This window comes from Idiomarina abyssalis (genome assembly GCF_019797805.1).
In the GTDB taxonomy this organism is placed as follows: Bacteria; Pseudomonadota; Gammaproteobacteria; order Enterobacterales; family Alteromonadaceae; genus Idiomarina; species Idiomarina abyssalis.
On the sequence record NZ_CP081832.1, the window covers coordinates 1,430,136 to 1,441,708 of the forward strand.

An 11,573-nucleotide genomic window follows, 5' to 3' on the forward strand; every position below is an offset into this window, starting at 1 on the left:
TTGAAAGCTGAAAGCTATTTTTAAACAGCCTTTTTAAAGACCAACAACTTTTGACCTCTGTAACTCAATAAAAAGACCAACCCTTCCGCTAGCGGTTTGCCAATAAATGGTGTCAGCCCTATGTATCTAAACGCCTCTGTTAGCCCATAGTTAGCAGCGACCAGAACTACCGCTAAACATCCGTATTTTGTCGCATCCCACGCAATATGAGAACCTTGCTTGAATACCCACTGACGGTTTAAAGAAAAATTAAACACTCCGGAAATCACTCTGGCTAAAATAATCGACTCAAGCACTTGTCCTGAAAAAAAGTAAGCCGTCGCAAAAACCGAGTAATCAAGTCCGGCAGACAAAATACCAATACTGGCAAATTTTAAAAACTTTCGATAAATTTTTATGGAGTCGACAATGGGCCGATAATGACTGGTTTCATTGCCTTCCTCATAGACCGTGGTAATTTCCTGAGACTTTATCCGGTAACCATAACGTTTAGCGGATAAAAGCATCTCTAATTCAAACTCATAACCGCAGCTGTTGAAGTCAACAAGCTTTTCCAAAAAGCCGACAGGAACTCCCCGCAGTCCAGTTTGTGTGTCTTTAATATCCTGCCCTGTTACAAGCCTGAAAATAACACGGGTTAACTTATTACCCACTTTAGAACGCAAAGGAATGTCATTTTCATCAAAAGTTCGGCTACCCAGCCATAACTTATCCGGATACCCCTTTAGGCGTGTGCAAACAGCAAGTATGTCTTCAGCAAGATGTTGTCCGTCAGCGTCAGCAGTAACCGCTCCTGAACAACGTTCCTCTTGCTGCGACAAAATCCATCGAAAAGCGGTCCGTAATGCAGCACCTTTTCCCTGGTTTTCCTCATGCTCTAAAATGTGAATGCGGTGTCGGTTGGCAAGTTCCTGGAAAACGGATTTGGACTGACTACCATCATCAACAATGACAATTCCCAGAAAGTGGCTCCAGTCCGGGTCTTTCGCTGTGACCTCATCAACAAGCGTCAGCAAGTGATGGTCAGGGTCCAGCGCAGGAATAACTATATAAGGTTTTTTCATTCGAGCACTGGACCCTGTTTTTTAAGATTTTTTGTCCTGATCGTCTTTAACTTCGTATTCCCCGTCGATAACCGATCCGCCATCCTCTCGCCTATTCTCATAATGTTCTTGTTGTTTTTGATGTTGGCGTTGTTGTTCCTGGTAGTGCTCTTTGGCTTGTTTACGCATTCGCCAAACCTGTTTAATTGTGTGGCGCTGACGCCACATTACAGGAATCGCTAGCAGCAATAAAACTACCGCAATGACCATACCAAACGCCAGCCCAAGACCCACTAAAACCAGCAATAAAAAAAGGCCCAGCAAACGACTGAGCCAGTTGCCGGAGGAACTTCCTCCGGTACGTGAACCTTGGTTGAAACGGACATAAACTTTATCTCGTTTATGAGTCATAACTGCTCCTAAAAAATGACTGCAAAGTTAAGACAACTTACGGCAGTGACCGTTCCTACAAGGTTATCTTAACGCTTATTTTCGCATATCTTCTGTTGCTTTACGCGCTGCCTCAAATTCATTTCCGGGTGCCCACTGAGGCCACTCGCGTGAATTTGCCAGTTCGTTACCTATTGAGTAGAAGATAGACATATCCTGTTGAACACCGCGCAGGTCCCAATCTTCATTATACTCATCTGCTGGTTTGTGATAAGCGTCGCGATTAAAGATAGCACGTTGCTCTTCGGTCCATTCACGGCCTTTCTCGACGTGATCGTTTCCGCCTTTCGCATACAGCATAGGCACACCTCGTTTCGCCAAATTGAAATGATCTGAACGATAGAAAGAGCCAACTTCCGGAGTTGGTTCAGGTGCTACATAACGATCTTGGGCCTTTACGTAGCGTTTCAAGTAGTCTTCCATAGAAGAATTACCATAACCCACCACAACCATGTCTTTCATCGGGCCATAGACGTTCATAACGTCCATGTTAATACCACCAACCGCTTTGCCCAGAGGCATCATTGGGTGAGTCGCATACCAATCAGAACCTAGCAAACCGCTTTCTTCAGCACCAACAGCAGCAAAAACAATTGAGCGTTCAGGCTGAGGTCCTTTTGCAAACTGCTCGGCCATGGCCATTAGCGCGGCAGTACCTGAAGCATTATCCTGCGCTCCGTTATAGATAGGATCATCTTCACGGACAGGATCCGTTCCCAGGTGATCGTGGTGAGCCATATAAATAACGTGCTCTTCCGGGTATTCAGAGCCCTCAATATAACCAATCACATTGTTGGTATCTAAGTACTCAAATTTATTATTAACGGTTAGCGATGCTTCAATATCCAGTGGTTCTGGCTTAAATTCACCACTCAGCGCCAGCTCCCGCATTTGTTCCAGATCTTTACCGACGCTGGCAAAAAGTGCATTTGCGCTTTCCTCAGTTACCCAGCCTTCAATCGCCGAACGATCCATATTTTTGTTTTCACGTTTTAAGTCAAAACGCACTGGTGAGCCACCAGCCACAACGCCCCAACCATAACCAGCAGGTCCTGTTTCGTGTATTACAAAGGCGGCTTCAGCCCCCTGCCGAGCCGCTTCTTCAAACTTATAGGTCCAACGGCCATAGTAGGTCATTGCGTTACCATTAAATAGCTCTGGGTCACCGGTTGCGTAGCCCGGGTCATTAACCAACATGACAACGGTCTTACCTTCAACGTCCAGTCCCTCATAGTCGTTCCAGTCATATTCAGGAGCAACAATACCGTATCCGACAAAAACAACATCGCTGTCTTCAACTTTCACTTCATCCACAACGCGAGGCGTCCAGGCCATCATCTCGGTGCGGTATTCCATAGACTCAGGAGCTGACTCACCACTGAAGTTTAAAGAAGTGACTTTGTACGGCATAAGCTTTACAAGTGGAACCGGCTGACGGTAGCTATCATTTTCTTCGTCATAAGGTTTCAGTCCCCATTCACGAAAGTGGCTTTCGATAAAACTCACCGTTTTTTCGCCGCCAGCAGATGCAGGAGCACGCCCTTCGAACTCATCAGAAGATAAGGTTTTCAAATAATCTCTGTAGTTAGGGTTAAAGGCTGAGTCCTGAATATCTGCAACAGCTTTATCGGTGTCATTATCTGACTGAGTGGCCGGTCCACAGGCTGCTAATACAGTCAAACTCAGCGCCCCCATTATGACGTACTTCATGGTCTCTCCTATTATTTACTTTTCGTTATTGTTATTTTCTTTTGCCGACTCGCAATTACCGTCCGGGCTTTTATTTAATTGATCACCCGTACGTATATCGTGCTCAGCAAAAAATCCCGCATTCACTTCAAGCACACTCCAGTAACGTTTACCCGGAGAATAGCTTCGACAGTTATTCGGATCGTTACTGCCACAAGGTCGCATCGTAAAAGTTTTTACAATACGACGATTTTTATCAAGGTATGCGATATCCAGTGGAATCAAAGTCTGGTACATCCAGAAACCGCTATAACCAGGCCTCTCCTGCCCATAACGAAACCACATGCCATTATATTTGCCCAGCGACTCCCGTTGCATCAATCCACGAGCATGCTGCTCTTGAGTATCGGCAAGCTCTACCGTTAAAGGTTGAGACAAGTCACCCAGGCAAACTTGAGTCGTATCAAATTCCTGAGGCTCAGGAACTTGCCACTGCTGCGCCTGAACGCAAAATGGCAGCATAAAAATTAAAGCGAAAAACACTCGGTAATTCATTCCATTACCCCTGTCATTATTCATTCCTTCGATTCTGTCCTATCCAACGGGAGATCGCAATTCAAACCTCAGCTGGAACACGACAATTGAGATACCTGTTCATTGGGCTTCGGGGGCCTGGCCCAGACACTGTCACTTAAAGCATCGTCAAACGGATTCATTAACGCCTGCGTATACTCTTCCAATAATGAATTATCACCAGCCTCTGACGCCTCTATTACACGCTGAGCATGATGCGTTCTGACAATAACCCAGGGGTTTACCTGCTTCATGACATCAATGTCAGTATAACCATTAATTGCTGATTGATACTCCTTCCACCAGCTTTCTCCACTTTGCTTAAGCAGTCCTTTCGGTGCGCCGGATTCAAGCGAATCAATTAAATCTCTGAACGAGAGCTGGTAATCCGCGTTATTGACTTCAAGCAAACTCAACCACCCCCCTATTAACGCCATTTTCTGTTCATCCGGAACAGCGGATAAGCCCAGCCGCTTGGTCATAAGATTAAGATACGCCTGGCGCAACTGAGTTTCATAATTATCAAGTGCGCTCTGTAACTCGTCAGGCTCTACCATGGTACTCAATGCCTGAGCCAGCCGCTTTAAATTCCATAACCCAATGCCCGGTTGCTGAAAGAATCCGTAGCGCCCGCCGGCATCGGTATGATTGAAAATCTTTTCAGGTTTATAAGTATCTAAAAATGCATAAGGGCCAAAGTCAAAGGTTTCCCCGGCTATACTCATATTGTCGGTGTTCATTACACCATGAATAAACCCATAGGCCTGCCACCCTGCTATCATCTCCGCTGTTCTTTTGACCACCTGAGCAAAACCTTCAGCAACGCTGGCATTGGCTAACTGTGGCCAGACCGTTTCAATAGTGTCCTGCCACAGGCGTTTCATAGTATCTTCAAGGTTACGATGAAAACAGTGCTCAAAATGCCCGAAACGCACGTGAGTTGCCGCAGTGCGGGCCAAAATCGCGCCTGGCTCCAGACGTTCCCGCTGTATCTTTCCTTCAGTTGATACTAACGCCAGTGCCCGAGTTGTCGGCACGCCCAGTGCGTAAAAGGCCTCACTTGCCAATAACTCACGCACAGAAGAGCGTAAAACAGCTCTGCCGTCCGCCCCTCTGCTGTATGGCGTTGGTCCTGCTCCTTTTACATGAATGTCCTGCAGCTTTTCACCAACAACAACCTGACCCAACAGTAGCCCCCGCCCGTCTCCTAAATAAGGATTAAAATGGCCAAACTGATGCCCGGCATACTTCTGAGCCACAGGCTCTACGCCCGGCCATGGCTCAAGGCCGCCCAGCCAATCGGCAAGTTTAGCCGGCGGCTTATCCCCTGCTGATAGTTCAGCCCATAACGGTTCGTTCAACCACAATAAGTTAGCCTTACCATCTGGCTTTATCGGTTGACTTGTTGTTATTTCGGGGAACTTACGAGCATAACGGTTATCAAAAACTATTGGCATACATCCTCCTGCTCATTAGATTGTTACACAGTCAGCGAGGCTTGCATAATTCATAATAAATCAGCTAAGGTCGCAGCGTTCGACCAAAGGCAGCAAAGGAAGCCGGATGCAACTGCACTCATTAAGACGTATTACCGCAATAGGTGGTGGTCATGGACTCGGTCGAGTTTTATCGACTCTGTCCTTTATGAAACATAAACTCGTAGGTATTGTCGCGACTACAGACAACGGCGGAGCTACTGGTTTATTGCGTGAATCGCAGCATTGCATTGCCTGGGGTGATATTCGTAATTGCCTGTCCCAACTGGTAGAGCAACCCCTTGCGGCTGAAGTACTCAATTACCGTTTTGACTGTACCTCCTCTCTTCATGGTCATAACTTCGGCAATTTGCTGCTCTATACACTGGATCAGCTCAGTGCCCGCCCTTTAGACGGTATTCAGCTTTTAAGTCGTCTATTGAATATCGACAACCGAATTTTACCTATGTCGGAATGCCCGACAGATCTTATAGCGACAACGGCGGACGGCATTCAGTGCCATGGCGAAATTCGTATTGATAAGCTTCCTGCCATGCCTCGAAAGCTGTCTCTATCAGGCACAGTTAAAGCCACTCCTGAAGCCATTCGCCATATACAGAATAGCCAGTTAATATTGCTGGGACCAGGCAGCTTCATGACGTCAGTTATGCCTCCGCTATTGGTTTCTGGTATACGCGACGCGCTGCTGACAACAAATGCGAAAGTCGTCTTTATTGATAACCTGGCGGATGAGAGCGGACCCGCTGGCGCAATGAGTCTCGCCGATAAAGTTTCATTTATTGAAAAACAGCTCGGTCAGCAAATTATCGATTTAGCGCTAAGCAATAAAAAAGAGAAAGACCTGAAGTTACCGGTTATTGGCGGCCTGGAAAGTGATAAAGATGTCCATTACCGCCATAACACCAGTAATTTATTGGCTAAACTGCAAGAGGCCAGCAAGCAGCTTTTAACAGAAAGTGCTTAACCGCCGTCAGCTGAAATCCGCGAAGCCACCGCTCCATGCTGGTCTTTATATTTAGCATCGTCTCGTTTGTTATAAGGTCTTGCGCAGGGACTGCTCAATTTCTCAAAGCTGATGGCACCAATTTTCATACCGGCTCTCAGAGCCAGAGGTAACTTTCCACTATTGTAAAATTCCAGCACTATTTGCCCTGACCAACCCGGGTCAATACGGTGCGCCGTTACGTGAACCATTAAACCTAAGCGTGCTAACGACGAACGTCCGTCCAGCCAGCCAACCATATCTGCGGGTAATGTAATTGATTCATGCGTTACGGCCAGGGCAAACTCGCCCGGGTGAATGAAGAAAGCCTGATCATCTTTTAGCACAATTTCATCACTCATGACTTCACGAATCGCCGCTTCAATGGCTTCACGTGAGCCACTGATATCGATAAAAGGTGCGGCATGATCCTGCAATACACGAAAATCGTTGCCTAAATGAATATCCAGTGTCACGCCTGAAATATTACTGGCTTGGGGTGCAGGTTCGACACCTATAATTCCGTCTTTCAAATGTTGTTCTATTTCAGTGTCGTTTAGGCGCATGGTTGATCTATCTCCGTGTTGTCGTTTAAGACCTTAAGGCCAGTACTATAACGAATTTTCCTGTTGATAATAGAGGTTTGCCGCAACTTGTTGTGCAGAATTAAAAATTAACTGACTTAACGGGTGTTGTGGCTGTGCTATTAACAAGGGTGTATCACCATCAAGACTTTCTCTTAGCTCACTATTTAAAGGCCACTGGCCGAGTAGCGGCAAGTGATGCTCTGTTGCCATGTCCGCTCCCCCATTTTTGCCAAAAACCGGATCTTCATGCCCGCAGGCCGGACATTGGTAATAGCTCATGTTTTCCAATATACCCACTAATGGAATATTCAGTTTTTTAAACATGGCCACACCTTTTTCTGCGTCTTTCAACGCTACCGTTTGCGGTGTTGTCACCACAACCGCCCCGGTAACCGGCAGTTTCTGAGCCATGGTCAGTTGAATATCGCCAGTGCCGGGTGGCATATCGACAATAAGATAGTCCAATGCCGGCCAGGCAGTATCTTTGTAGAGTTGCTGCAACGCACCACTGGCCATTGGCCCACGCCAAATTGTCGCGTCTTTATCATCGACTAAGTAACCCAGCGAATGCACATGGAGGCCGTGTCGTTGCAGTGGCTGCATTTTATTGTTTTTTGTCAGCTCCATATCGCCGTGCCTTCCACCTAACATGGTAGGAATCGACGGGCCATAAATGTCGGCATCAAGCAGGCCAACACTAGCACCAAGCTCAGATAAGGCCAAAGCCAGGTTAACACTTACCGATGACTTACCAACGCCGCCCTTACCGGAAGAGACGACAATGACATTTCCAGTCGTTAGCGGTAACTCTGGTTGAGAATTTTTTAACTTTTTGATGTGACAGTTAAGTTGCCATTCAAACTCCCCCAACTCGGCATCATTCTGAATAGCCTGAAGTAAACTTTCGCCGGCAACAAAAGGTAAGTTCAGGACCCGCTCTTTACCTGAACCGGTCACCCAGTTCTCAGGAATACCATTCGGCAATAAGGGGTGAGTAAAATCTGTCATCATCAACCTCAAGGATCTGTGTATCAGGCAAGAGCTATGCTAACATGAGCGGCATAAAACTTTGGGTTTAGATTCGATTAATCAACGAAACGGAAGCAGATTTTCGCATGAGCCAATCCGCACGTAAAATACTGGTTACTAACGCACTACCATACGCTAACGGACCTATCCATATTGGTCACATGTTAGGTTATATTCAGGCCGATATCTGGGTACGCTTTCAAAAGCTACGCGGTAACGAGTGCCACTTCGTCTGTGCAGACGATGCACACGGCACCCCAATAATGCTGAAAGCTCAACAGCTTGGAATAACGCCGGAGCAAATGATTGGCGACATGCAACGCTCGCATGAATCAGACTTTAGCGACTTTTTGGTCGGCTTCGATCACTATTACAGCACACACAGTGATGAGAACCGTGAGCTGGCTGAAACCATTTATACGCGCCTTGATAAAGCCGGTCATATCAAAACAGAAGTCATTGAACAGCTGTATGACCCGCAAAAAGAAATGTTTCTTCCCGATCGTTTCGTTAAAGGTGAATGTCCCGACTGTGGTGCCGAAGACCAATACGGAGACAACTGTGATGTCTGTGGAGCAACTTATGCGCCGACCGACCTGAAGAATCCAAAGTCAGTCGTCTCTGGTGCTGAGCCGCAACTGCGTGAATCAGAACACTACTTTTTTGACCTGCCGGCATTTGGTGACATGTTAAAAAGCTGGACCCGTTCAGGCTCACTGCAAAATGAAATGGCGAACAAGCTGAACGAGTGGTTCGAGCAAGGCTTACAGCGCTGGGATATTTCCCGCGATGCTCCCTACTTCGGTTTCAAAATTCCGGGCACAGAAAACAAATACTTCTACGTCTGGCTAGACGCTCCAATAGGTTACATGAGCAGCTTTAAAAACTACTGCACAACCACAGGCAAAGCCGACTGGGATACCTATTGGCAAGCTGACAGTGAAGCAGAGCTTTATCATTTTATTGGTAAGGATATTATCTACTTCCACAGCTTATTCTGGCCTGCCATGCTTAAAGGCGCAAACTTCCGCCAGCCAACCAATGTGTGGGCGCATGGTTTTATCACAGTTAACGGCACTAAGATGTCCAAGTCTAAGGGCACTTTTATTAAGGCTCGTACTTACCTAGAGCATCTTGACCCGGAATATCTGCGTTATTACTTCGCCGCAAAATTAACCAGTCGTATTGATGATTTGGATTTAAACCTGACGGATTTCACTCAACGAGTGAACTCTGATCTCGTCGGTAAAGTCATTAATATCGCCAGCCGCTGCGCCGGTTTCATTCAGAAGAAATTTGACGGAAAGTTGTCTGCCAATATTGCTGACTCAACACTGCTAAAAGATTTTCAGATCGCCGGTGATGATATTGCTGTCCTTTACGAAAAACGCGAATTTTCCCGTGCTATGCGCGACATTATGGCATTAGCGGATCGTGCCAATCAGTATATTGCTGATAAAGAACCCTGGCAGTTAATTAAACAGGAAGGCAGCGAGCAGGAAGTTCATGAAATCTGCTCTTTAGGGATCAACTTGTTCCGCGTGTTAATGGTTTACCTTGCGCCGGTAGTTCCTAAGTTGACTGAAGAAGTACAACACTTTTTAAACGATACTTTTACCTGGGAAAGTCACAAAATAGCTTTGACCGACCATCCTATTAATAAATTTAAAGCGCTCATGCAGCGTGTTGAAATGGACGACGTAAACGCCATGATTGAAGCATCAAAAGAAGAGCAAGCATCGCAAGCGCCAGTGACTGAAGTTAATGATGAGCTCAAAAAAGAGCCAATTGCCGATGAAATTAACTTTGATGATTTTGCTAAAGTTGACTTAAGGGTTGCTCTTATTGCCAATGCTGAGCACGTTGAAGGTGCTGATAAACTATTGAAACTGACGCTGGATCTGGGTGGTGAAACTCGACAGGTTTTCGCCGGTATTAAATCAGCTTACGAGCCAGAAGCTCTGAAAGGCCAACTGACTGTTATGGTCGCCAATCTGGCTCCCCGTAAAATGCGCTTTGGTCTATCCGAAGGCATGGTGCTTGCAGCTGGTCCGGGTAAAGATGAAATCTATATTCTGAACCCGCATGATGGCGCAAAACCAGGCATGAGAGTTATGTAATAACCAGGCTGTCAATCCATTGAAATAATACGACAGCCTACAAGAGAGTCTCCGCTGTTGTCGTCCAGTCGCTGGCTGCGAACGACTTCAGCGTTGATTTTTAAAGGCGCAACTGGGCCCGAAGACGAAATTTCAACAAAGACTTTATCGCCAACCTCGAGATTAGCCGACAGCTGAAGTGACAACCCCTCTGCACTCAAATCAAGACAAACGCCTTCGAGTACTTTTTTATTCTCACCCTCTGCCAAAGTAACTTTCGCATCCGCATTGACAGCCATCCGCATAAAATTCCGGTTTTCCTGCGATTCCAGCATGTTGCCCTCAACTTTGTTTAAAAAGTGTAAATCTTACTTCAGTTTTAGCACGGTCTGGCCGATAAAAAAATAGTATCGGATAACAAGGAACCGTCATCATGGTAGAAGCAAAATTTTCAATTGGTCAACTCATCACCCACAGTCTTTATGGTTATCGTGGTGTGATCATTGATGCTGACCCCTGCTTCACATTATCTGACAGTTGGTATGACAAAATGGCGACCTCTAAACCGGCAAAAAATCAGCCTTGGTACCATATTCTAGTGAACAACTCGTCAATCCAAACCTATGTCAGTGAAAGCAGTCTGGAAGCTGACTTTTCAGAACAAGAAATTCAGCACCCTATGGTGGACCTTTTATTTTCCGGGAAATCTGCCAGCCAATATAAGTTGTCTGAAAATCTTAACTAAATTTGCCGATGCCCACTGCTATAGTTACCATAGACTAAAATAGCGTAATAAGGGCAAGGTAATGGCAGAAGAGACAATTTTTACGAAAATTATTAACCGTGAAATTCCTGCGGATATTATCTACGAAGACGATCAGGCGCTTGCGTTTAAAGACATCAACCCGCAAGCACCTTTCCACTGTTTAGTAATTCCTAAAACCCCTATTGCTACAGCTAACGACATTAATGAAGACAATGCCGCATTGGTGGGACACCTTTATGTTGTAGCCGCTAAGTTGGCTGCTGAGCATGGTTTTGCAGAAGACGGGTACCGGCTTGTGATGAACTGTAACGAATACGGCGGCCAAACCGTATACCACATTCACCTGCACGTTTTAGCAGGAAAGCAAATGGGCTGGCCACCTTATACCGATAAAAAGAAGCAGGGCTAAGCCGTTATGGGCGGTATCTGGCGTCGAGGATTTTATCGACAACCCAGCTGCCGTCCTGTTGAATCAGAACCACATCGCGACTGTCTTTAATATTATCGCCTTCGTAAGTTCCTTCAAAAATAACCGTTGCTCGTAGCTCATTTGAATCGTTCAAATAATCGGTAAGCGAATCACTGACAACTTCAATTTCAACGGTATCGAAATAACGTCCAAGCACATAACGCTGAACCTGACTGACAGCTCCGTAATGCGTAATTAGGTCAGCCAGTCGTTTCGACGAAAGCTTTTTCGCCTGTTCCAAGTCTTCTTGTTCGTACACCGCCTTATAAAATCCGCTGATCACTTCAGCAGGTTTCGCAGATGCATAGTCGTCGGGCTGTTCGTCACCGCTACAAGCGGAGATAACGGTTACGACCAGAGCTAAAAAAACTACTCGTAATAGTGCCATGA

At 46.1% G+C, this 11,573-nt stretch carries 13 protein-coding genes; 4 read left to right on the forward strand and 9 right to left on the reverse strand.

The features are described 5' to 3' along the window. Positions 1-20: 20 nt before the first annotated feature. The 5 genes from K5X84_RS06755 to K5X84_RS06775 all read right to left on the reverse strand — a co-directional run bounded on the left by K5X84_RS06755 (position 21) and on the right by K5X84_RS06775 (position 5,212). Positions 21-1,064, reverse strand: a complete 1,044-nt coding sequence (locus tag K5X84_RS06755; protein WP_222235404.1) for a bifunctional glycosyltransferase family 2/GtrA family protein — start codon at positions 1,062-1,064, stop codon at positions 21-23. Positions 1,065-1,085: 21 nt separating this feature from the next. Further along, positions 1,086-1,454 carry a hypothetical protein gene (locus K5X84_RS06760; RefSeq protein WP_054487928.1) on the reverse strand — a complete coding sequence of 123 codons (369 nt, stop codon included), beginning with the start codon at positions 1,452-1,454 and terminating at the stop codon, positions 1,086-1,088. A 75-nt stretch (positions 1,455-1,529) separates the two neighbouring features. Further along, a complete protein-coding gene (locus K5X84_RS06765) occupies positions 1,530-3,203 on the reverse strand; it encodes a M28 family metallopeptidase (protein WP_222235405.1) in 1,674 nt (557 codons plus the stop codon). Between the two features lie 15 nt (positions 3,204-3,218). Next, positions 3,219-3,737, reverse strand: a complete 519-nt coding sequence (locus tag K5X84_RS06770) for a DUF192 domain-containing protein (RefSeq protein WP_199493720.1) — start codon at positions 3,735-3,737, stop codon at positions 3,219-3,221. A 68-nt stretch (positions 3,738-3,805) separates the two neighbouring features. Continuing rightward, positions 3,806-5,212, reverse strand: a complete 1,407-nt coding sequence (locus K5X84_RS06775) for a protein adenylyltransferase SelO (RefSeq protein WP_222235406.1) — start codon at positions 5,210-5,212, stop codon at positions 3,806-3,808. Between the two features lie 106 nt (positions 5,213-5,318). Here K5X84_RS06775 and K5X84_RS06780 point away from each other — a divergent pair, with 106 nt between their 5' ends. Next, positions 5,319-6,215: a gluconeogenesis factor YvcK family protein gene (locus K5X84_RS06780; protein ID WP_054487936.1), complete on the forward strand. Its 897-nt coding sequence runs from the start codon at positions 5,319-5,321 to the stop codon at positions 6,213-6,215. Here K5X84_RS06780 and dcd read toward each other — a convergent pair. Beyond that, on the reverse strand, positions 6,212-6,799 hold the full coding sequence (dcd, locus tag K5X84_RS06785; RefSeq protein WP_054487937.1) for a dCTP deaminase: 588 nt from the start codon (positions 6,797-6,799) through the stop codon (positions 6,212-6,214). The genes K5X84_RS06780 and dcd overlap by 4 nt on opposite strands. 45 nt (positions 6,800-6,844) lie before the next feature. Beyond that, positions 6,845-7,831 carry an iron-sulfur cluster carrier protein ApbC gene (apbC, locus tag K5X84_RS06790; RefSeq protein ID WP_224797362.1) on the reverse strand — a complete coding sequence of 329 codons (987 nt, stop codon included), beginning with the start codon at positions 7,829-7,831 and terminating at the stop codon, positions 6,845-6,847. Positions 7,832-7,935: 104 nt separating this feature from the next. On the opposite strand from apbC, the gene metG reads away from it, so the two are divergent. After that, positions 7,936-9,969 (forward strand): methionine--tRNA ligase, encoded by a 2,034-nt coding sequence (metG, locus tag K5X84_RS06795; RefSeq protein WP_199493757.1) that lies wholly within the window; start codon positions 7,936-7,938, stop codon positions 9,967-9,969. 11 nt (positions 9,970-9,980) lie between these two features. On the opposite strand, the gene K5X84_RS06800 is transcribed toward metG, so the two are convergent. Then, complete coding sequence (locus tag K5X84_RS06800; protein WP_222235407.1) at positions 9,981-10,283, reverse strand: PilZ domain-containing protein; 303 nt, start codon at positions 10,281-10,283, stop codon at positions 9,981-9,983. A 98-nt stretch (positions 10,284-10,381) separates the two neighbouring features. Here K5X84_RS06800 and hspQ point away from each other — a divergent pair, with 98 nt between their 5' ends. Then, positions 10,382-10,693, forward strand: coding sequence for a heat shock protein HspQ (gene hspQ / locus K5X84_RS06805; RefSeq protein WP_199493755.1), 312 nt, complete (start codon positions 10,382-10,384; stop codon positions 10,691-10,693). A gap of 61 nt (positions 10,694-10,754) precedes the next feature. Further along, positions 10,755-11,123 (forward strand): histidine triad nucleotide-binding protein, encoded by a 369-nt coding sequence (locus tag K5X84_RS06810; RefSeq protein ID WP_054487947.1) that lies wholly within the window; start codon positions 10,755-10,757, stop codon positions 11,121-11,123. A gap of 4 nt (positions 11,124-11,127) precedes the next feature. Here the strand turns inward: K5X84_RS06810 and K5X84_RS06815 are convergent, their stop codons facing one another. Further along, positions 11,128-11,571: a hypothetical protein gene (locus tag K5X84_RS06815; protein ID WP_222235408.1), complete on the reverse strand. Its 444-nt coding sequence runs from the start codon at positions 11,569-11,571 to the stop codon at positions 11,128-11,130. Between the last annotated feature and the right edge of the window lie 2 nt (positions 11,572-11,573).